22 protein-coding genes are annotated in these 23,303 nt (G+C 32.9%); 2 read left to right on the forward strand and 20 right to left on the reverse strand.

The window, feature by feature from the left end:
- Positions 1-11: 11 nt before the first annotated feature.
- From LQ617_RS03010 to ylqF, 17 genes are all read right to left on the reverse strand, one after another.
- Positions 12-764 carry an isoprenyl transferase gene (locus LQ617_RS03010; protein ID WP_025905327.1) on the reverse strand — a complete coding sequence of 251 codons (753 nt, stop codon included), beginning with the start codon at positions 762-764 and terminating at the stop codon, positions 12-14.
- 140 nt (positions 765-904) lie between these two features.
- On the reverse strand, positions 905-1,459 hold the full coding sequence (gene frr / locus LQ617_RS03015; protein ID WP_037587780.1) for a ribosome recycling factor: 555 nt from the start codon (positions 1,457-1,459) through the stop codon (positions 905-907).
- Between the two features lie 17 nt (positions 1,460-1,476).
- Positions 1,477-2,199, reverse strand: coding sequence for a UMP kinase (gene pyrH, locus LQ617_RS03020; RefSeq protein ID WP_025905325.1), 723 nt, complete (start codon positions 2,197-2,199; stop codon positions 1,477-1,479).
- An 84-nt stretch (positions 2,200-2,283) separates the two neighbouring features.
- Positions 2,284-3,171 carry a translation elongation factor Ts gene (gene tsf, locus LQ617_RS03025; RefSeq protein ID WP_185805765.1) on the reverse strand — a complete coding sequence of 296 codons (888 nt, stop codon included), beginning with the start codon at positions 3,169-3,171 and terminating at the stop codon, positions 2,284-2,286.
- A gap of 93 nt (positions 3,172-3,264) precedes the next feature.
- Complete coding sequence (gene rpsB, locus LQ617_RS03030; protein WP_025905323.1) at positions 3,265-4,041, reverse strand: 30S ribosomal protein S2; 777 nt, start codon at positions 4,039-4,041, stop codon at positions 3,265-3,267.
- 157 nt (positions 4,042-4,198) lie between these two features.
- A complete protein-coding gene (gene codY / locus LQ617_RS03035) occupies positions 4,199-4,972 on the reverse strand; it encodes a GTP-sensing pleiotropic transcriptional regulator CodY (RefSeq protein WP_025905322.1) in 774 nt (257 codons plus the stop codon).
- 18 nt (positions 4,973-4,990) lie between these two features.
- Positions 4,991-6,373 (reverse strand): ATP-dependent protease ATPase subunit HslU, encoded by a 1,383-nt coding sequence (gene hslU, locus LQ617_RS03040; protein WP_048542780.1) that lies wholly within the window; start codon positions 6,371-6,373, stop codon positions 4,991-4,993.
- A gap of 37 nt (positions 6,374-6,410) precedes the next feature.
- Positions 6,411-6,953, reverse strand: a complete 543-nt coding sequence (gene hslV / locus LQ617_RS03045) for an ATP-dependent protease subunit HslV (protein ID WP_037560086.1) — start codon at positions 6,951-6,953, stop codon at positions 6,411-6,413.
- 13 nt (positions 6,954-6,966) lie between these two features.
- Positions 6,967-7,848, reverse strand: coding sequence for a tyrosine recombinase XerC (gene xerC / locus LQ617_RS03050; RefSeq protein WP_204167735.1), 882 nt, complete (start codon positions 7,846-7,848; stop codon positions 6,967-6,969).
- A 62-nt stretch (positions 7,849-7,910) separates the two neighbouring features.
- Positions 7,911-9,215: an FADH(2)-oxidizing methylenetetrahydrofolate--tRNA-(uracil(54)-C(5))-methyltransferase TrmFO gene (trmFO, locus tag LQ617_RS03055; RefSeq protein WP_025905318.1), complete on the reverse strand. Its 1,305-nt coding sequence runs from the start codon at positions 9,213-9,215 to the stop codon at positions 7,911-7,913.
- Positions 9,216-9,400: 185 nt separating this feature from the next.
- Positions 9,401-11,473, reverse strand: a complete 2,073-nt coding sequence (topA, locus tag LQ617_RS03060) for a type I DNA topoisomerase (protein ID WP_239739493.1) — start codon at positions 11,471-11,473, stop codon at positions 9,401-9,403.
- 88 nt (positions 11,474-11,561) lie between these two features.
- Entirely contained in the window at positions 11,562-12,452 is an 891-nt protein-coding gene (dprA, locus tag LQ617_RS03065; RefSeq protein ID WP_239739495.1) for a DNA-processing protein DprA, read from the reverse strand.
- 451 nt (positions 12,453-12,903) lie between these two features.
- On the reverse strand, positions 12,904-13,803 hold the full coding sequence (locus LQ617_RS03070) for a nuclease-related domain-containing protein (protein WP_239739498.1): 900 nt from the start codon (positions 13,801-13,803) through the stop codon (positions 12,904-12,906).
- Between the two features lie 176 nt (positions 13,804-13,979).
- Positions 13,980-14,888, reverse strand: coding sequence for a succinate--CoA ligase subunit alpha (gene sucD / locus LQ617_RS03075; RefSeq protein ID WP_025905314.1), 909 nt, complete (start codon positions 14,886-14,888; stop codon positions 13,980-13,982).
- A gap of 17 nt (positions 14,889-14,905) precedes the next feature.
- On the reverse strand, positions 14,906-16,072 hold the full coding sequence (gene sucC / locus LQ617_RS03080; RefSeq protein WP_025905313.1) for an ADP-forming succinate--CoA ligase subunit beta: 1,167 nt from the start codon (positions 16,070-16,072) through the stop codon (positions 14,906-14,908).
- 104 nt (positions 16,073-16,176) lie between these two features.
- Complete coding sequence (locus LQ617_RS03085; protein ID WP_239739499.1) at positions 16,177-16,953, reverse strand: ribonuclease HII; 777 nt, start codon at positions 16,951-16,953, stop codon at positions 16,177-16,179.
- Complete coding sequence (ylqF, locus tag LQ617_RS03090) at positions 16,934-17,818, reverse strand: ribosome biogenesis GTPase YlqF (RefSeq protein WP_239739501.1); 885 nt, start codon at positions 17,816-17,818, stop codon at positions 16,934-16,936. The genes LQ617_RS03085 and ylqF overlap by 20 nt, the downstream gene beginning before the upstream one ends.
- A 72-nt stretch (positions 17,819-17,890) precedes the next feature.
- Here ylqF and LQ617_RS03095 point away from each other — a divergent pair, with 72 nt between their 5' ends.
- Both LQ617_RS03095 and LQ617_RS03100 read left to right on the forward strand, forming a co-directional pair.
- Positions 17,891-18,820, forward strand: coding sequence for a glycosyltransferase family 2 protein (locus LQ617_RS03095; protein ID WP_239739502.1), 930 nt, complete (start codon positions 17,891-17,893; stop codon positions 18,818-18,820).
- 18 nt (positions 18,821-18,838) lie between these two features.
- Positions 18,839-21,433 carry a YfhO family protein gene (locus LQ617_RS03100; RefSeq protein ID WP_239739503.1) on the forward strand — a complete coding sequence of 865 codons (2,595 nt, stop codon included), beginning with the start codon at positions 18,839-18,841 and terminating at the stop codon, positions 21,431-21,433.
- Between the two features lie 149 nt (positions 21,434-21,582).
- On the opposite strand, the gene rplS is transcribed toward LQ617_RS03100, so the two are convergent.
- From rplS to rimM, 3 genes are all read right to left on the reverse strand, one after another.
- Complete coding sequence (rplS, locus tag LQ617_RS03105) at positions 21,583-21,933, reverse strand: 50S ribosomal protein L19 (protein ID WP_025905308.1); 351 nt, start codon at positions 21,931-21,933, stop codon at positions 21,583-21,585.
- Between the two features lie 128 nt (positions 21,934-22,061).
- Positions 22,062-22,784 (reverse strand): tRNA (guanosine(37)-N1)-methyltransferase TrmD, encoded by a 723-nt coding sequence (trmD, locus tag LQ617_RS03110; protein WP_239739505.1) that lies wholly within the window; start codon positions 22,782-22,784, stop codon positions 22,062-22,064.
- Positions 22,784-23,284: a ribosome maturation factor RimM gene (gene rimM / locus LQ617_RS03115; protein ID WP_126476473.1), complete on the reverse strand. Its 501-nt coding sequence runs from the start codon at positions 23,282-23,284 to the stop codon at positions 22,784-22,786. The genes trmD and rimM overlap by 1 nt, the downstream gene beginning before the upstream one ends.
- Positions 23,285-23,303: the final 19 nt, after the last annotated feature.

Here is a 23,303-nt window from a genome sequence, read left to right on the forward strand (position 1 = left end):
TTTTATCTCCTTTACAGCCCACCAAATCTTCGTTGTCTCGACTGATAAATTTTTAAACAGTCTATGAGTGATTGTTCATCAAAATCTGGCCACAGTGTCTTAGTAAATATAAATTCACTATAAGATGATTGCCATATTAAAAAATTACTTAATCTTTCTTCACCTGATGTACGAATGAGCAACTCTGGATCTGGAATATCTGAAGTGAATAAATATTTCTTTATATTATCTTCACATAGATCATCAATTGTTAAATTGCCTTCTTCAACTTCATGGTAAAGTTCTTTAACAGCATTAAGAATTTCTGCTCTACCACCATAGTTCAACGCAAACACAAGATTTAGCCCTGTATTATGTTTCGTTTTTTCGATAGCTTCTTCAATTGCATTTTTAGTATGCTTCGGCAAAGCTTCGGTAAAACCAATTGTTGTGACTTTAACATTTTTTTCAATCAATTCAGGTAGAAAAGTCTTTAAAAAATCAACCGGTAATTTCATTAAATATTTCACTTCATCTTCTGGTCTCGACCAATTTTCCGTAGAAAAAGCATATAAAGTCAAATATTTCACACCTAAATCACTTGCTTTACGTGTTATTTTCTTAACCGTTTGCATACCTTCATAATGTCCTTTTATACGAGGCATTTTTCTATTTTTAGCCCATCTACCATTTCCGTCCATAATAATTGCTATATGTTCAGGTATCGATAATTCATTGTCTTGATTATTTATTTGTTGTTTTTGCTTTATAAACTTTTTTATCATAGCGTCCTCCATCAAACAAACGCGAATTTATATGTAAAATTAATTAAACATATCGTAATACATTTTATCACAAAAAGAGTGATTCTGTTATATATAAAGAAAAAACCGTACCAAAGTCTGATTTGGTACAGCTCTTATCTTTAAACTTCCAAAATGTCATTTTCTTTTTGAGTCGTTAAATCATCTATTTGTTTGATGAAATCATTTGTAATGTTTTGAACTTCTTCAGTTTGATTTCTTAAATCATCTTCTGTAATTTCGCCATTTTTTTCTTGTTTCTTCAAATCTTCATTTGAATCACGACGAACATTACGAATTGCAACTTTAGCATTTTCAGCTTCTTTTTTAGCTTCTTTTACTAATTCTTTTCTGCGTTCTTCAGTTAATGCTGGTACTGAAATTCTAATAACTGTACCATCACTTGTTGGATTAACACCTAAGTTAGCAGCATTTATTGCTTTAAGTACATCATCAACTGATGATTTGTCATATGGTTGAACAACTAACAAACGCGCTTCAGGTACTGAGATACCTGCTAATTGTTGAATAGGTGTTGGAACACCGTAATACTCAACATTTACTCTTTCTAAAAGATTCGCATTTGCATGTCCAGTTCTAATACCAGCTAAATCTCTATTGAAACTTTCAATAGTTTTGTTCATTTTTGACTTCGTTTCTTGAATAACATCTGCCATGGAATTACACCTCAAGTTTATTTTGTAATAATCGTACCGATTTCTTCACCTTGAACAGCACGTTTAATATTTCCTTCTTCCATAATTGAGAATACAACAAGTGGGATATCATTGTCCATACAGAATGATGAAGCAGTTGAATCCATAACTTGTAATCCTTCTTGTAACATTTGAATATATGTTAATCTTTCGTATTTTTCTGCTTTAGGATCTACTTTAGGGTCAGCAGAATAAACACCATCAACATTGTTTTTACCCATTAAGATAACATCAGCCTCAACTTCAGCTGCTCTTAAAGCTGCAGTCGTATCTGTAGAGAAGTAAGGATTCCCTATTCCCGCTGCAAATATAACGACTCTCTTTTTCTCTAAGTGACGAATCGCACGTCTTCTAATATATGGTTCAGCAACTTGTTTCATTTCGATTGAAGTTAATACACGAGTATCACAATCTAATTGTTCTAAACTATCTTGTAATGCTAAAGCATTCATAACAGTGGCTAACATGCCCATATAATCAGCTGTTCCACGATCCATACCTAAATCGCTTCCAGTTTTACCTCTCCAAATGTTTCCGCCACCAACGATTACAGCAACTTCGCAATCCATTTGAGCAACTTCTGACACTTGTTGAGCGATACTTTTAATTACGACTGGGTTAATGCCAAAGCCTGAATCTCCTGCTAAAGCTTCACCACTTAGTTTTAATACGACGCGTTTATATTTAGAATTCTTAGTCATCTTGATCCCTCTCTATGCTTATAATTAGGTCTTTATATATAACGAAAGAAGACACAAAGCGTGTCTTCTTCCTAAAAAGCAATCTTAGTTGCCTTTCATTTGTCCTTTTACTTCATCAGCAAAGTTATCAGAACGTTTCTCGATACCTTCCCCAACTTCGTAACGAACGAAATCTACAAGCACGCCACCGTCTGTTTTTAAGAATTCAGCAACAGTTTGGTCTGGATTTTTAACGAATGCTTGGTCAACAGCACAGATTTCTTCTAAATATTTACGCATTCTACCTTCAACCATTTTTTCAACGATATTTTCAGGTTTACCTTCATTTAAAGCTTGTTGTTTTAAAATTTCTTTTTCGTGAGCTAATTCTTCTTCAGATACTTGGTCACGAGAAACAAATTTAGGGTTTAATGCAGCGATGTGCATAGCAACGTCTTTAGCTGCTTCTTCATTTGTTGAACCTTCAACAACAGTTAATACACCAATACGTCCACCCATGTGTAAGTACTCACCGAATGAATCGTTATCAGTTTTTGTTTTTAATGTAAATCTACGTAAAGTTAATTTTTCACCAATAGTAGAGATAGCTTCGTTCATTTTTTCTTCAACAGTTTGACCACTAGCTAATTTTGAAGCGTTTAATGCATCAACGTCAGCTGGTTTAACATCAAGAATATGATCAGCCATTTCTTTAACTAAGTTTTGGAAACCTTCGTTACGAGCAACGAAGTCAGTTTCTGAGTTTAATTCAAGAATTACTGCATCGTTACCTTTAGATGCAACAAAAGTAGTACCTTCTGCAGCAATACGGTCTGCTTTCTTAGCAGCTTTAGCGATACCTTTTTCACGTAAGTAATCTACCGCTTTATCGATGTCACCATCAGTTTCTGTTAAAGCTTTTTTACAGTCCATCATACCTGCGCCAGTTTTTTCACGTAGTTCTTTAACAAGTTTAGCTGAAATAGCCATAATCTAATTCCTCCATTTATTTAAATAATATATTGTTTATCTTAAATCTTTCTAAAAAAAGGTGATAAGTTATAGAACCTTATCACCTTTTTGAAATTATGCTTCAGTAGTTTCAGTTGATTCTTCTTCAGGTGCTTGTTCTGTTTCGTTTAAGTCGATGTTTTGCTCTTCAGCAACATCTTCATTTGAAACGCCTTGTTGACCTTCTAAAATAGCATCAGCCATTTTACCAGTTAACAATTTAACAGCACGAATAGCATCATCGTTCGCAGGGATAACATAGTCGATTTCATCTGGGTCACAGTTTGTATCAACAATACCAACGATTGGAATGTTTAATTTACGTGCTTCAGCAATCGCATTACGCTCTTTACGAGGGTCTACTACGAATAATGCTTGAGGCATTGATTTCATATCACGAATACCGCCTAAGAATTTGATTAAACGGTTATATTCTTTTTTAAGTTCTACAACTTCTTTTTTAGGTAATACATCAAACGTACCGTCTTCTTCCATTTTTTCAATTTCAGAAATACGTTTTACACGTTTAGAGATTGTTTTATAGTTAGTTAAGATACCACCTAACCATCTTTGGTTAATGTAGTAGTGTCCAGCACGTTCAGCTTCTTCTTTAACTGACTCTTGTGCTTGTTTTTTAGTACCTACGAATAATACTTTACCGCCTTCTTCAGAAACAGATTTAATAAAGTTGTATGCTTCGTCAACTTTTTTAACTGTTTTTTGTAAATCGATAATGTAGATACCGTTTCTTTCTGTGAAAATGTATTTTTTCATTTTTGGGTTCCAACGGCGTGTTTGGTGACCGAAGTGAACACCTGCTTCAAGCAATTGTTTCATTGAGATAACTGCCATGATAATTCCTCCTAATTGGTTTTATTCCGCCATAAACACTTATTATAGAAACAACTTAGTTAAGTTGCACCAATCCATAATTTTCGTGATTATGTGTGAATTTGGCTTTTATAGCCGTTTTCAAATATATCATATCTTATACTGTTCATCAAGTATTTTATTTAGATAATCCTAACTCATCTAAGAATTTTTCTTTTTTAATTCTAATGAATGTACCCTTCATACCTAAAGAACGAGATTCAATTACGCCAGCACTTTCTAATTTTCTTAATGCATTGACGATAACTGATCTTGTAATACCTACTCTATCAGCAACTTTAGAAGCAACTAATAAACCTTCAGGTGCACCAAGTTCTTCAAAGATATGTTCAATCGCTTCTCTTTCTGAATATGAAAGTGAATTAATTGCCATATTGATTGCTGCTTTATCTCTAGCTTCTTGTTCAATTTCATTATGTTTTTCTCTTAATATTTCCATACCAATAACAGTAGCTGCATATTCACCAAGTACTAAATCGTTGTCATTGAAATCTTGAGATACACGTCCAACTACTAATGTACCTAAACGTTCACCACCACCAAGGATTGGGAAAATAGTTGTTTGACTATCAACGAATAATTCTTTGTTTTCTGGTGGGAATACAGTTAATACTTCTTCAATACCGATATTTGATTTCGTTTGTTCTACATGCATTAATTGATCAGTATATTCTTTAGGAATATGTCTGTCTTCTAACATTTTGATAATACGTTCATTGCTTAATAATTCATTTAAACTTGAACCTAAAATTTTACCTCTTCTTGATACGATGAATACGTTTGTCACCGTTACATCACTGATAGTTTTAGCCATATCTTTAAAGTCTACAGCAATACCTTTATGCTTTTGTAATAACGTATTTAATTCTCTTGTCTTTGATAATAAACTCATTTAATTTTTTCTCCTTTTTTATAGAATAAACGCGCTTAAATCTTTATTTGTCGCAATAGATTCTAATTTTTGATTAACATATTCAGGTGTTATATCTACAACTGCATTTGGCATATTTGAAGCTTCAAAAGAAAGATCTTCTAGCATTTTTTCAAGTATAGTATGCAGTCTTCTTGCACCTATATTATCTGTCTCTTGGTTAACTTGAAAAGCAATTTCAGCTAAACGATTAATGGCTTCATCTGTAAAGTTGATTGTCACCATCTCAGTTTCCAACAATGCTTTGTATTGATCAAGAAGCGATTGTTTCGGTTCTTTTAATATTTTAACGAAATCTTCAGTAGTTAAACTATCTAATTCAACACGAATTGGAAATCTACCTTGTAACTCAGGTATTAAATCACTTGGTTTAGACATATGGAATGCACCTGCACCAATAAATAAAATGTGCTCAGTATTAATTGAACCATATTTCGTTTGAACGACACTACCTTCAACAATTGGTAAAATATCTCTTTGTACACCTTGTCGAGATACATCTTGTCCACCGTTACTGTTGCTCACAGCAATTTTATCGATTTCATCGATGAATACCATGCCCATTTGTTCAGTTAATTGAATTGCTTCTTCGTTAACTGACTCTTGATCAATCAATTCATTCGCAATCTCATCTGTTAAAATTTTTCGTGCTGATTTAACTGGCAAGTTTCTTTCAACTTTTTTCTTAGGCATCATTTGGCTAAGCATATCTTGCATTTGAGGGTTATTTTCCATACCCATCATGCCAAGTGTTTGTTGTTCTTGTTCTACTTTTATTTTAACGATTTCTTCTTCAAGTTCACCGTTTAATAATTGTTTTTTAATATCTTCACGTTTTGTTTTTATCTCTTCAGTTGGTGTTTCTTCGACTTCTTCTTGTTGATTGAAGTTCGGGAATTGTCCACCAAACAATGACTCTAACGGATTATTACTATTACTTTGTGCTTTTTTCTTCATGCTTGGCACAAGCAATTTCACTAATTTTTCATTAGCTTTTTGAGTTGCCTCATCAAGTACGCCTTTTTTCTTTTCTTCTTTAACAAGTCGACGACCCACTTCAACAAGGTCACGTATCATACTTTCAACATCTCTACCTACATAACCTACTTCAGTAAATTTAGTAGCTTCTACTTTTACAAAAGGTGCACCAACTAATCTAGCCATTCTTCTAGCTATTTCAGTCTTACCTACACCTGTAGGACCTATCATGAGAATGTTTTTAGGTATGATTTCGTTTCTAAGTTGTTCATCTAATAAACTTCGTCTATAGCGATTTCTTAAAGCAATTGCTACTTTACGTTTAGCATCTTGTTGACCAATGATATGATCATTTAATCGATCAACGATATCATGCGGTGTCATTTTTAATTGATTTTGTGACAACCTTAAACCCCTCCAATTATATTTCTTCAACTTTTATTTCATGGTTTGTAAACACACAAATATCTGCAGCCGTATTAAGTGAAGCTTCTGCAATTTCTTTAGCCGATAAATGAGGTGCATATGACTTAAGCGCTCTACCAGCACTTAAAGCGTAATTACCACCAGAACCAATAGCAATGATACCATCATCTGGCTCAATCACTTCTCCAGTACCACTTACGACTAATAAATCCGTCTCATTCATAACAATGAGCATCGCTTCAAGTTGACGTAACATTTTATCTCCACGCCATTCTTGAGCAAGCTCAACTGCAGCTCGCGTTAAATTACCGCTATATTCTTGTAATTTAACTTCAAATTTTTCGAATAAAGTAAATGCGTCTGCAACGCTGCCAGCGAAACCAGCAACAACTTTATCATGATATAATCTTCTAACTTTTCTTGCTGTTTGTTTCATGATGACTTGCTCACCTAATGTAACTTGACCGTCACCTGCCATTGCAGAATGACCATTATGTCTTATTGCAAATATAGTTGTAGCATGTAATGAAGAACTCATTATCAAATCTCCTTTACGCACGTGGATGTGCTGATAAGTATACTTTTCTTAATTGATCTTTTGTAACATGTGTATATTGACTTGTCGTTGATAAACTTTCATGTCCCAGTAAACTTTGAACACTTCTCATATCGGCTCCTTGATTTAGCAAATGTGTTGCAAAAGTATGCCTTAATTTATGAGGATGAATATGATACACACCTTGCGTTCTCTTTACGATTTCGTTGAGTGCATATCTTACACCACGTTCAGTTATAGGTTTACCTCTCATGTTTACTATCAATAAATCATGATCTAAATGCATCTGACTTCTAAATTGTTCAATATAGTCAACGATTGCACTTTGACAATACTCTCCAAATGGAACGATACGTTCTTTATTCCCTTTACCTAGCACTTTGACAAATGCATAATTCAAATCAATATCACTCATTTGAATATGAACTAATTCTGACACTCGAATACCTGTCGCATAAAGCAACTCAAGAATGACGCGATCTCTTATATTCGTTTTTTTACCATCATCAAGTGTTTTAAATAGCTTTTCCATTTCTTCTTCATAGAAAAAGCTTGGTAAATGATGTTCTTTTTTTGGATGAACAAGTTGAATAAATGGATTCTGAATTTCGCTATCAACACTCATCCAATATTGATATAAAGATCTTAATGTAGAAATTTTACGCGAAACACTCGTCCTTTTATGTCCTTTATCATACAAAAACGCAAGGTATCTCCTTGCATCTTTATATTCAAATGATTCTAAAGATAAATGTTCTGATTGTAAAAAATCATTAAATTCATTCAAATCAAGTTGATATGCATTTAAAGTATGGGTGGAAAAATGTTTTTCATAAGTTAACATATCAACAAACTGTTGTTCAATTGTATGTACCATAACTCATTCCTCCCATTTTATCTGAATTGTATCACAATTCTAAAAAATCTTAAAATAATTTACTAAAGCATTACTTTAAATGAATCTAAATGTTTTAATGCACGATTTGCAAGTGTTTCATATCGTTCTTTCTTATCTTTAATACGTTTTTCTAATGTAGGTAACAAACCAAAGTTCGCATTCATTGGTTGGAAGTTCTTATTATTATTCGCATGTGTAATGTAATAAGCCATACTTCCGATTACTGTTTCTCTAGGGAAAACAATTGGGTCAAGTCCTGAAACGAGTTTACTCGCATTAATTCCTGCAATCAGTCCACTCGCTGCACTTTCAACATATCCTTCTACACCAGTCATTTGACCAGCAAAGAATAAATCTTCTCTTGATTTTAATTGATACGTTTCTTTAAGCGCGTTTGGTGAATTAATAAATGTATTTCGATGCATCACGCCGTAACGTACGATATCGACATTTTCTAATCCAGGAATTAGCGAAATAACTTCTTTTTGCGCGCCCCACTTTAGATGTGTTTGGAAACCTACAATATTATATAACGTTCCAGCTGCGTCATCTTGTCGTAATTGAACAACTGCATATGGTCTTTTACCAGTTTTAGGATCTTCTAAACCTACAGGCTTCATAGGACCAAATAATAAAGTTTTCTTACCACGTTCAGCCATTACTTCAAATGGCATACAACCTTCAAAATAAATTTCTTTTTCGAATTCTTTTAAAGGTACAACTTCAGCATTTATAAGTGCATCATAAAAAGTATTGAATTCTTCTTCAGTCATTGGACAATTCAAGTATGCTGCATCACCTTTGTCATAGCGTGATTTCAAATATACTTTATCCATGTTAATAGATTCTTTTTCAATAATTGGTGCAGCTGCATCATAGAAGTACAGTTGTTCTTCACCTGTAATATTCATAATTTGTTTCGTTAAACTTTCTGTCGTTAAAGGACCTGTTGCAATAATTGTTGGTCCATCAGGAATCTCAGTAATTTCTTCATTTTTTACAGTAATATTCGGATGATTCTTAAGCGTATCTGTAATGTATCCCGCAAAATCATGTCGATCGACAGCAAGTGCACCTCCCGCTGGTACACGCGCATTATCTGCTGCTTTTATAATTAATGAATCTAATTGTCTCATTTCTTCTTTTAAGACACCGACAGCATTTGTTAACTGATTACCTCTTAAAGAATTAGAACATACAAGTTCTGCAAATTTATCTGTATGATGCGCTGGTGTTTGTTTTACCGGTCTCATTTCATATAGATTAACATTGAATCCTCTCTTGGCAATTTGATATGCCGCTTCTGAACCTGCTAATCCAGCACCGATAACATTTATTGAAGTCATTATTTATGCCTCCTTGATTTTCGAATTTTTTATTCCATATTGAATTGTATAACAAATCTGAATTTAATCAAATGATAAAGTGATGATAAATTTTAAAAATTAGTGACGTTTTACTATTAAAACATTAAATCAAAAAACAAGTGCAAAAAGTTATCATTAAAATAACTTTTTGCACTGTATTATAACTATTTTTGTTCTTGCTCTTTATAATCACAATTTGGACATATAACTTGAGCTGATTTTCCTTTTTTACGTTCAACAAGTACTGTCTCACATTTAGGACATGAACGGTCTAAAGGTTTATCCCATGATGTATAATCACATTCTGGGTATCTTGAACAACCATAGAATACTCTATTCTTTTTAGATTTACGTTCAACAACTTCGCCCTCTTTACATTTAGGACATTTAACGCCAATCGTTTTAATGATTGCTTTCGTATTTCTACAATCTGGGAAATTTGAACAAGCCATAAACTTACCGTATCGGCCCATTTTATAAACCATTGGTGAACCACATAATTCGCAATCTTCACCAGCTGGTTCATCTTTGATTTCAATTTTCTCCATTTCTTCTTCTGCTCTTGCTACATCAATTTTAAAGTTTTCATAGAACATATCTATGACTTTCTTCCACTCAATTTCACCATCTGCTACTTTATCTAGCAATGTTTCCATATTAACTGTAAAGTCAACATCGATAATTTCAGGGAAGTATTCTTTAACTGACTCATGTACGATTTCTCCTAACTCTGTAGGCACAAATCTTTTCTGGTCTAATTTTACGTAGTTTCTTTTTTGAATCGTATCGATTGTAGGTGCATAAGTTGAAGGTCTACCGATTTTTAATTCTTCTAAAGTTTTAACCAATCGTGCTTCAGTGTATCGTGGTGGTGGTTGAGTGAAATGTTGTTTTGGATCGATTTTCTCAGCCGTAACGATATCACCTTTTTCTAACGGTGGTAATTTACCTTCTTTTTCTTCATCAGTATCATCTTTAGCTTCAACGTATACTTTCATGAAACCTTTAAATTTGATTGTTTGACCATTTGCTCTGAATTTCAAATCGCCTTGTGTAATATCTGCTGCAACTGTATCAGCAATAGCAGGTGCCATTTGACTTGCCATAAAACGTTCCCAAATCAATTTATATAATCGATATTGATCTCTAGATAAGAATGTTTTCATCTGATCTGGTGTACGTTCCACACTTGTCGGTCTAACTGCTTCATGGGCATCTTGTGCGCCTTGTTTACCTTTTGCTGCTTTTGCTTTAGATAAATATTCTTTACCGTACTCTTTTTCAATAAATGATGCTGCTTCAGCTTGAGCACTATCAGCTATACGTGTAGAGTCCGTTCTCATATACGTAATCAAACCAACAGTACCTTGTTTTTTCAAATCTATACCTTCGTATAATTGTTGTGCTAACATCATTGTTTTTCTAGCTTTAAAATTCAACTTACGTGATGCTTCTTGTTGTAAAGATGAAGTTGTAAATGATTTCGCAGGATATCTTAATTTTTCTTTCTTAGTAACTTGCGTAACTTCAAATTTATCCCCATCTAATTGTGTTGTAATTTTTTGTACGTCTTTTTCATTTTTTAATTTAACGGGTTTACTATTCTCATGTAAAAACTTCGCACTAAATGTTTTAGTTTTATGTTTAAATAAACCTTCAATAGTCCAGTATTCTTCTGGATTAAAATTATTAATTTCGTTTTCACGATCTATAACGAGTCTTAATGCAACAGATTGTACTCGACCTGCCGATAAACCTTTTTTAACTTTTTTCCATAACACTGGAGAAATGTTATACCCAACTAGTCTATCTAGTACACGTCTTGCTTGTTGTGCATCAACTAACTCATGTTCTATTTCTCTAGGATGCTTAAAGCTATCTTTCACTGCATCTTTTGTAATTTCGTTAAATACGACTCTTGATTTTTTATTTTCATCTATATCTAATATATGTGCTAAATGCCACGCAATTGCTTCACCTTCACGATCGGGGTCACTTGCGAGATAAACGTTTTTTGCTTTTTTTGCATAGCGTTTTAAATCTTTTACAACTGGCCCTTTGCCGCGAATCGTAATATATCTAGGTTCATAATTATTTTCAACATCTACGCCCATTTGACTACGAGGTAAATCTCTAACATGCCCCATAGATGCAACGACTTTATATTTTTTTCCTAAATATTTTTCAATGGTTTTTGCTTTTGCGGGCGATTCAACGATGACAAGATTTTCTGCCAAAGTAAGTCCCCCTTGCTATTCTATTGATTACAAATGTAAATGATAAACTGATAAATTCAGCTTTGTCAATTAAAACATTTTATAAAATTTATTTTTGTTCAGTAAATATACAATAATCCTCAATGATATCTTGAGCATTTTGTACGAGCTTGGCACCTTCTTTTATTCTATTATTGCCACCTTTACTTAAAGATTGAAAAATCGTGCCTGGGCAACAATATACATTTCTATTTTGTTCCAATGCCAAGTCTATCGTGATTAAAGAACCACTACGTTCATTTGCTTCAGTTACTAATACACCTTGTGACAATCCACTAATAATACGATTTCTTTCTGGGAAACGCCATTTTTGAACTTTTGTTGTTGGATAATACTCAGATATAACAAGATGATCTTTACGCATAAGTTCACTTATATATTGTGTCGCTTTTGGATAATGGTAATCTAAACCAAATGCAGCAACACCTATAGTTTGACCACTATACTCTATCGCTTTTAAATGTGCAAAATAATCTGCTCCCATGGCCATTCCAGAAACAATTGTAATATGCGACTTAACCAGTCCTGGCACGATAGCATCACAAATTTGTTCTGAATATTGAGTAGCCTTCCTTGAACCGACTATAGCCAATTTTTGTTTATTTTGCAATAACGACATATTACCCATTCCAAAAAGTACAAACGGATAATCATAAATTTCCTTCAATAAAGTTGGATAACAATCCTCATCAGAAAACACCATTTGAATATTTCTTTTCTTTAATGAAGAACGTATTTTATCTATATGACTATCATTATATTTGTGATACATCGTTAATATTGTTCTCTCTTTAAAACCACTTTTATATACAAAATCAATAAACGCAGTTCTATATGAAAGAAAATTTAACTCAGGATCATAACGAATCATCTTGTGAATTTGATTAGTCGTAAAACCACTGTAAATTAATTTCAAAATTGTTTCTTGATAATCATTCATAAATGTACACCTCTTATAATGTAGATTTTTTTGTTTTGGGTGGATGGCTAACGATCTTGTTTTGGTTTCTTGGACGTTAGAATTTCTAACGATCTTGTTTCTCAGTCTTGATCGTTAGCGCAGGGGTTAACCCTCTTTTTTTAATTTTTTTAACGGCTAACGATCTTGTTTTGCTTTCTTGAGCGTTAGAATTTCTAACGATCTTGTTTCTCAGTCTTGATCGTTAGCGCGGGGGTTACTCCTCTTTTTTTAATTTTTTAACGGCTAACGATCTTGTTTTACTTTCTTGAGCGTTAGAATTTCTAACGATCTTGTTTTTCAGTCTTGATCGTTAGCGCGGGGCTCACTCCTCTTTTTTTAATTTTTTTAACGGCTAACGATCTTGTTTTACTTTCTTGAGCGTTAGAATTTCTAACGATCTTGTTTTTCAGTCTTGATCGTTAGCGCCGCATCACCTAATAAATTCTTCTAAATAATACGTCTTATACCTTTGACCTTTACTCTTAAAATGTTGATTACATATTCTTTTTACAGTTTGAACATTATTCGCCTCACACCATTCAACTGCTTCTGGTATTGTAAATCCTTCTTTTCCTTTTATTATGCCTAGTTCCATTATGTTAAAATAGTAAATTTCCACTCTTCTAAAAGTTTTTAAACAATTTTTACAAGGTATAATCTTCTTCTTTTCTTCAATTATAATAGTATGTAACTTTTTACATTCTGGACATTTTATACCTTTCGTTATCTTATTAAAAGCAACTCTTTCGACTGGTTTAAATCTATGAGAAAATATTTGCTGCTTAGCTATAATTTGCTGAAGTATTTGCTTATCTTTATCGATTTGTTGAGATTGAAATAGTTTTGGAAATTTATAAAATTCAGAGCGCAACAGTACTTGCGAGCGGTTAGGTATGTGGTTTCTTAGTGTAAATGTGGGATTTGAAAATACTAAATAGTGATTTATTGGTAGGTTTAGATTGATTTCTTGAAGTATTGATTGGAGAGTATTTTTAGCTTTGTATAATTGTACAAATGGTGATGTGTAACGTTTATTAGAAGAACTCTTTATATAGTTGTCATAGATTTCGAAATCGCCATAGTAGTGTTTAACTTCTAATATACTTATTTGACTGTTATGTATGATTAAAAAATCTATTTGTACTGCATTTGAAGATACAAATTCAAGATTATGACTAAACACAATTTGATGTTGTTGCTTTAGTAGATTTTCTACTAGTTGTTCGCCTTCATAACCTTTAAATTTATTCATGATTTCAAAATCATGACTGTCTTCATTTAATCTTGATGTTAGTGCATTTACATATGCTGTTTCATAGTTGTGATTCATGCCTCACTCCTGTTTGTTAATATTTTACATATATTATAGTTTATGCATTTAATATTGTCTACAAAAAAACCACTAACAAACTAAAATTCAGTTCATTAGTGGGATATATAAATTAAAACACCAAATAAGCACAGTGCTTTTCTATTGTAGAAAGACACTGTACTTATATATGGTTATTATTTAACTGTTAGACATTTTTCGTATAAACCGTCTTCTTTTTTAATACGGTTTATAAGTGTTTCAGCGATAACAGATGGTGTATCTGCTGTATCAATACCACAGTCATTTAAAGTTTTGATTTTTTCAGATGCAGTACCTTTACCGCCTGAAATAATTGCACCAGCGTGACCCATACGTTTTCCTGGAGGTGCTGTTTGACCACCAATGAATCCAACTACTGGTTTTGTCATGTTAGCTTTAATCCATTCAGCTGCTTCTTCTTCAGCAGTACCACCGATTTCACCAATCATAACAACTGCATATGTTTCGTCGTCTTCATTAAATGCTTTTAATACATCAATGAAGTCTGTACCATTAACTGGGTCTCCACCAATACCAACTGCTGTCGTTTGACCGATACCAGCTTGAGTTAATTGATGAACCGCTTCATATGTTAATGTACCTGAACGTGAAACTACGCCTACGTGACCTTTTTTATGGATGTAACCAGGCATAATACCAATTTTACATTCATCTGCAGTGATCACACCAGGACAGTTTGGTCCTACTAAGCGAGTTTTCTTACCTTCTAAGTATCTCTTAACTTTAATCATATCAATAACAGGAATATGTTCTGTGATACAAATAGCTAAGTCTAATTCAGCATCTGCACTTTCAATAATTGCATCAGCCGCAAATGGAGCTGGTACATATATTACTGAAACAGTTGCGCCAGTTTCAGCGACTGCTTCTTCTATAGTGTTAAATACTGGTACACCTTCAACCACTTGCCCACCTTTACCAGGTGTTACCCCAGCAACGATTTGAGTACCGTATTCTAGCATTTGTTTAGTATGGAAAAGTGCTGTTGCACCCGTAATACCTTGAACTAATACTTTTGTATTTTTATCGATGTATACACTCACGTAACTCTCCGCCTTTCTTATCGTTCTTGAACTAATTTAACAATTTTTTGAGCACCATCAGCCATGATAGATGCTGGCTCGATTGCTAAACCAGATTCTTTTAAGATTTGTTTACCTTGTTCAACATTAGTACCTTCAAGTCTTACAACTAAAGGCATATCTAATTCAACTTCTTTAGCAGCAGCTACGATACCTTCAGCAATGACATCACATTTCATGATTCCACCGAAGATATTTACAAAGATACCTTCAACTTGTGAATCACCTAAGATGATTTTGAATGCTTCAGTAACTTTTTCTTTTGTTGCGCCGCCCCCAACGTCAAGGAAGTTAGCCGGATTACCGCCAAAGTGATTAATTGTATCCATCGTAGCCATAGCTAAGCCAGCTCCGTTTACCATACAACCAATGTTTCCATCTAGTGCGATATAAGATAAGTCGTATTTAGAAGCTTCGATTTCTTTTTCATCTTCTTCTTCTAAATCACGCATTTCAACGATATCTTTATGTCTAAATAAAGCATTATCATCGAAGTTTACTTTTGCATCAAGTGCTAATACTTCACCACTACCTGTTGTAACAAGTGGGTTAATTTCAACAATTGAGCAGTCTTTTTCTACAAACACATTATATAAAGACATCATTAATTTAACAGCTTTGTTAACTGATTCTTTAGGGATGTTAATATTAAATGCTATTCTTCTAGCTTGGTAAGGCATTAATCCAGTAACAGGATCAATCACTTCTTTGAAGATTTTTTCAGGTGTTGCTGCTGCAACTTCTTCAATTTCAGTTCCGCCTTCTTCAGAAGCCATTAAAGTAATTCTGTCTGTAGCTCTATCGATAACGAACCCAATGTAATATTCTTTTTGAATATCGCATCCTTCTTCGATAAGAAGACGTTTTACTTCTTTACCTTCAGGGCCAGTTTGATGTGTAACAAGTACTTTGCCTAATAATTCTTTAGCATATTCACGTACTTCATCAATTGATTTAGCAATTTTAACGCCACCAGCTTTACCACGTCCACCAGCATGGATTTGCGCTTTAACAACATATACATTTGAATCTAATTCTTTCGCTTTTTCTACTGCTTCAGCAGGTGAAAAAGCCACTGAACCATTAGGTACAGCTACGCCCATAGAGCGAAAAATCTCTTTACCTTGATACTCATGGATATTCATTCTCCATCCTCCTAATACATACAATAATGTTTGCTTACTTCTCAATTATAGAAAATGTAAGCGTTATTGTAAACAAGGAGAGTCCAATTTTACGAATTGTTAGACTAATATTTCACTTTTGATTTGATAGGTTCGAAAGTTTTACGGTGTATCGGTGTAATACCATAATTTTCGAGCCCTTCTAAATGTGATTTTGTGCCGTAACCTTTGTTTTTATCAAAATCATATCCAGGATATTCTGTATGATATTGAGACATTAACTTATCACGATATTCTTTAGCAATCACACTTGCTGCTGCTATAGAAACACTATTTAAGTCTCCCTTTATAATAGATGTTTGTGGAATGCCATTATCTAGCTTCATCGCATCTATTAATAAGTGGTCTGGTTTAACTGACAATTGATCTATCGCTCGTTGCATCGCTACCTTTGTTGCTTCATATATATTGAGTTCATCAATTTCTTCAACAGTTGCAATACCAATACCTACTGAACGTGCACGATTATATATTTCTTGTTCGAAATAAGAACGTTTAGCTTGTGATAAAGCTTTCGAATCTGTAATGCCTAAATATTGATGGTCTTGTTCAAGAATGACCGCACTTGCTACGACTGGGCCTGCAAGTGGACCTCTCCCTACTTCATCAATTCCACAAATAACAGCATCTTTGTTTGAGTCTAATACTTGTTTTTCATATTGATTCATTTGAATATATTTAAGATGAAGTTGTTCTATTTTTTCTAACTGCTTGATTCGCTTACTTAAAGCATTTTGAACGCCTTTACGTTCATCTTCATTATAAGTCGATTCTTTAACTTCTTGAATCGTTAAATATTGATTAATCTTTTCAACAATTTCTTTAATGCTCTTCTGTTTCATGCATGCCATCCTTCATTTCTTCATATATATCGAAGCAGTAATGACCAATTTTAGCATTACGTAAATCTCTAATAATCAACTCAGTAACAGACTCATAATCCACTTCATTACCACGTTTTAACATGCCTCTTCTTTTACCTATTTGATCAAATAAACCAATGACGTCACCATCTTCAGGTAATTCAATTTGATAAAATTGCTTTAATTTTTCCGGATCATGATCGATTAAGAAGTTTAATCCATATATCGCAACTTCATCTAAATGTACAATACTATCTTTAATTGCCCCTGTTAAACTCAACTTTTTACCAATCGTTTGGTCTTCAAATTTCGGCCATAAAATCCCTGGTGTATCTAACAATTCTAATTCTTTTCCTACTTTAATCCATTGTTGTTTTTTCGTCACACCCGGTGTATTACCTGTTTTAGCAATTGATTTTTTGGCTAATTTATTGATAAGTGTGGATTTACCTACATTCGGAATACCAACTATCATAGCTCTGATTGCTCTCGGACGAAGACCTTTACGTTTTTCTCTATCAAATTTTTCTTTAGTGGCAGCTTGTGCAGCTTTCATAAGCTCACCTAAATGCTTACCATGTTTCGAATCAATTTGAACTGGGAAAAAGCCTTGATTTTTAAAATATTGTGTCCATTTATCTGTCTCACTTTGTTTTGACATGTCTTTTTTATTAAGTATTACAACACGAGGTTTTTGTTTAACAATGTCATCAATCATTGGATTTCTTGAAGATAGCGGAATACGTGCATCGACTAATTCGAATACCACATCTAACATTTTTAATTGTTCTGTTACTTCGCGTCTCGCCTTGGCCATATGACCTGGAAACCATTGAATTGTCATTTATATTTATCCTTTCTTATCTTTAACTATCGAAATATGATATATTAACCATATCTATATAGGAGGTTTGTTATGTTTATTTCAATTATAGTTCCTCTTTATAATGAGGAAACTAACATCTCTATTTTACATGAAAAAGTATCAAACGTCTTTTTAAATTTGCCACATCAATTCGAAATCATATTTGTTGATGATGGTTCTACAGATGCTTCACTAAATTTAATTCAATCACTATCAGAAAAAGACAAACATGTTAAATACATATCTTTCTCTAAAAATTTCGGCAAAGAATCTGCTATGTATTGTGGACTTGAGCACAGTATAGGAGATGCTGTTATCATCATGGATTCAGACCTTCAACACCCACCTGAGATAATCCCACAAATGATCGAATTACACCTTGAAGGCTATCAACAAGTCGTCGCATTACGCAATCGCGACAAAGAGTCATTTTTAAAAAGAATCCCAGCTAAAATTTTCTACAAATTATCTAGAAATATGATTGATGTTAAATTAAAAAGCGGTGAAGGTGACTTTCGCTTAATATCTAAAGAAGTTGCTGAGTCTATCATTAAAATGACTGAGTACAATCGCTTCTCTAAAGGTATATTTGAATGGGTTGGTTTTAATAAGACAACTATTACATATAATCATCTAGATAGAAATCAAGGACGTTCTAAATATTCCAACTTTAAATTAATCGATTACGCAATTGATGGTATCGTTAGTTTTAATAATAAACCGCTTCGACTATGCTTTTATTTTGGTGGTATTACAATGTTTATCTGTCTTCTATATATTTTAATTACATTTATAAATATTATGATACATGGCATCGAAGAACCTGGTTATTTCACAATTATTTCCGCCATTTTATTCTTAGGTGGTCTTCAATTATTTAGTTTAGGTGTTATAGGTGAATACATTGGTCGTATTTATTATGAAACAAAAGATAGACCAAAATATATTATTCAACAAACAAACCTTAAATCTCACGAATAACACATATAGGTGAATCAAATGATAAATAAATTAAAAACATTTTTGAATAACAACGCTATTTTCAAATACATTTTACTTTTCGGTGTCTTAGCCATTTTAGGCCATAGTTATATACTATATCGCTATTTTAAAGATGGTATTATTTTTACTGGTCCAAATGATGGTATCGAACAAATGTTGCCAATTCAAATGTATCTATTTGAACATTGGACACACGGAACATTTTTCTATTCAACTGATTTAGGTCTTGGTGGAGATATGTTTATGGATTTGTCCTATTACTTCTCTACGAATATTTTGTTCATTATAAATGTTATTTTTGTTTGGTTAGGCTCATTTATCTTTCATTTTAATACGGACCATATGTTATTTTGGGCTCAGAATGCCATCGTCATATCAGTCGTAAAGTCATTTTTAATTATGAGTTTTACCTTTTTATATGTTAAGAAGATTGGCTTAAATCAAACTACTTCAATAGTCGCTGCTTTTCTATTTGCAGTTTCACCTATATACTTTAGGTTTACTGTATATTGGCCATTCTTTAGCGATGTCTTTATGCTATTGCCATTATTATTATTCAGTATTGAAAGATTTTTAAAAGATAAAAAAATAGGCCTGTTTATCTTAATCGTTGCCTTAACGTTTATCAATAACTTTTATTTTGCATATTATCAATTTTTAACAGGACTCATTTACTTTTTCTATCGATTTATTTTTCAACATAAGGCAGATATCGTACCAAGAATGCAACAACTTAAATTACTTGTAGTAGCGAGTATACTTGGACTTGGAAGTAGTTTATTTATTTTCTTCCACTCTGCCCATAGTTTCATTGGGAATAATCGTGCAATTTATAATGGTACGATTCCATTACTGTCTAACTTCAATAAACATGACAATATATTCTATGACAATTATTTAATTGTTGTACTTTTTATAGCCATTCAGGCGCTTTTAACAATAAAGCTTTACAAACATTATTATTATAGATTATTTAGTATTTTCACGATTATTTTGATGATTGCGAGTTTCTTACCTTATGTAGATAGTATTTTTAATGGCTTTTCTGCACCACAAAAAAGATGGCATTATTTATTAACGTTCTTTTCTAGTGGTTTAATTGCGAGTTACGTATATTACTTTAAATCAATCAGCATCAAGCAATATATCATCACGGCTATACCAAGTTTCATCGTCATTTTTTCAAGCTATTTTGTAACCAAAGATTATGTCAGTTGGATTTGGATGGTACCTATTATATTTATAATAGGATTACTCGTATTAACTATAAAGCGTTTTACACGTTTAATAACACTTGTATTTGCGACAATGATATTGTTAACTTCTTTCTTAGTTTCAAAAGATCATAGTAAGAACCAAATCTATCACGATGATCATGAAAGACGTGCGAATAAATTCTTTATTCAAGCAAGTACGTTTGATAGTGGCCTACAACGAAGTCATGTATCACATTTAAACCAACAATTGAAACCTGATGAAAGATTAGGATGGCGTGTATTAACACAAGACAACACACCTATGTATCAACATTTTAAAGGTCTTAGTTTATACTCGAGTATTTTTGATGGCGGTTTGAATCAATATCTTTTTGAAGATGCAAAAGTTAATCTACAGAATGAATCGTTAAGTCGTTATAGCGATATGCAAGATCGATCTAACTTATACAGCCTTTGGTCAACAAAATATATAATGAAGAAATCGTACCAGAAATCATCGCCAGCAAACTTTAAATTGATTCAAGACGATGGCAAATATCAAATATTAGAAAATGAGCAACCATTACCTGCAGTTAAAGTAACCGATCAATATTATGATGCCCATGATATTGATAATCCATTAGATCTTGAACATGCCATGATTAAAGGTGTTGTTACAACAGATAAAGATAAAGTTAATTCAGAAATAAACAAAGCACCGAATCTATTAAACCAAACGACCATTACAACGCGTGATGCCAATTATAAAGATGACATGTTGACCGTGCCTCGAAATGGAGATGGTTTAACGATTCAGCTACCTAAAAAATTAACGAATCAATATCAAGATTTATATTTGATGTTACATTTAGAACGTGTATTACCGCAATCAAACTTTACGATTCAAGTAAATGATTATCCAAATAATCGTCTCTTCCAAGATTCAAAATATCGCATGAATCAAGATGATTTACTTTATCGTGTGCCAGTACCTAAAGATGGTAAAATATTTATCTCATTAACGAATGGGAAATATAAATTAGAGTTACAAGGTTTATATGGTGAAAATTATCAAACATTGAAGCAAGCTCATAAAGAGAAGCGTTATACTTACCATGAAACAAACGGGAAAATTAATATATCTTTAAAAGAACATAAAAAAGGGACTGCAGTCATCAATATACCGTATAGAGAAGGCTTAAAGGCTAAAGTAGACGGTAAAGACAAAGCCATTCATAAAGTCAATCACATTATGACAGGTATTGATGTAGAACAACAAGACAAAGATATAGAAATCACTTATCAACCACCCTATTTTAAAACGATGATCTTGGTTTCAATCATTTCAATTATTTTAAGTGTTATCTTCACAAGAAAAGTGAATTCAAAGCAGTAAACTTAAATATATTCGACTCATTTTAGTAAATAAAAAATAAGCATATCACCAGCAACTGAGTAATCAGTTCAGTGATATGCTTATTTATTTTGTGTCGGGATATATGTCCCAAACACTTAAACGCTTAGCAAGCAATGCCAAGGTTTATATTATCTAATTTCTTTAATACGAGCAGCTTTACCACGTAGGCTACGTAAGTAGTAAAGTTTCGCACGACGTACTTTACCGCGACGTTTAACTTCGATTTTCTCGATTTTTGGAGTGTGTACAGGGAATGTACGCTCAACACCAACACCGTAAGAAATTTTACGAACTGTAAACGTTTCAGAAATTCCGCCACCACGACGTTTAATAACTACACCTTCGAACACTTGGATACGTTCGCGGCTACCTTCAACGATACGTACGTGTACAGTTAAAGTGTCACCAGCACGGAATGTTGGAATATCCGTACGTAATTGGTCTTTTGTTACTGCTTCGATTAACTTATTATTACTCATTATATTCTCTCCTTCTGACTATGTTCTTGCCCAATGTAATTGTTTCATATAAATGCTAGCAGCGGATCATAGTGAATTTGTGCTCACACACTTATATTAATATATCACATTGCACAAGTTGATTCAATCTATTTTTTGTTATCATTTAAGAAACGTTTATCCGCTTCTGTTAATGGATAACTATCTAACAAATCTGGTCTTCTCTGTTGTGTTCTTAACAATGATTGTTTATGTCTCCATTTTTCAATGTTGGCATGATTCCCAGATAATAATACATCTGGTACTTTTAAGCCTTCATAATCTGCTGGTCTTGTGTACTGAGGATGTTCTAATAATCCAGATGAAAATGAATCATCTTCATGTGATACTTGATTACCGAGAACACCTGGTATTAGTCTTACGATTGCATCTGTCATTGTCATGCTCGCAAGTTCTCCACCTGTTAATACAAAGTCCCCAATTGAAATTTCATCCGTTACACAATGTTCTCTAATACGCTCATCATAGCCTTCATAATGACCACATATAAAAATAATATGATCACTTTCTGATAAAGACTCCGCTTTTGCTTGTGTGAATGGCTCACCTTGTGGACACATTAAAATAACGCGCGTATTTTCATCTTTATCTAATGATTGAAGCGCATTGAATACAGGTTCTGGTTTAAGAACCATACCTTGTCCGCCACCATAAGGATAATCATCAACTTGTGAATGTTTATTATTCGCAAAATCTCTAAAATTCACTGTATTAAATTGAACAATTTCTTTATCTTGTGCTCGTTTCATTATGGAATGATTGAGTACACCTTCATACATTTCTGGAAACAGTGTTAAATAATCAATCTTCATCAGTCTAATAAACCTTCTAATGGTTCAATTTTAATAGTCTTCAGATCAACATCAACATGTTTAACAACATCTTCAATATAAGGAATTAAATATTCTTTATCTCCCTTAACGACCCATACATCGTTCGCACCTGTTTCCATAATTTCAATTACTCTACCTAACGCTTCTTCTTCAACAAATACTGTACAACCAATAATATCTGAATAATAGTATTCATTCTCTTCAAGTTCAATCGCTTCATTTGATTGTTCTTGATAAATTTTAGAACCTTTTAAATGTTCGATATCATTGATGTTATGAATACCTTCAAACGTTAATAGATGAAAATTCTTATGAATTCTATGTGATGCTATAGTAAATGAAAATGATTCATTATTTTTCTTAACTGTAATAAGTTGACCTTTTTGAAATCGTTCATCGGTAAAGTCAGAATCTGATAATACTTTCACTTCACCTTTAATACCATGTGTATTAACAATTTTGCCTATTTCAACATTCATTGAGCTGTGCCTCCTCAAT

This window comes from Mammaliicoccus sp. P-M59 (assembly GCF_022386135.1).
Taxonomy (GTDB): Bacteria; Bacillota; Bacilli; order Staphylococcales; family Staphylococcaceae; genus Mammaliicoccus; species Mammaliicoccus sciuri_A.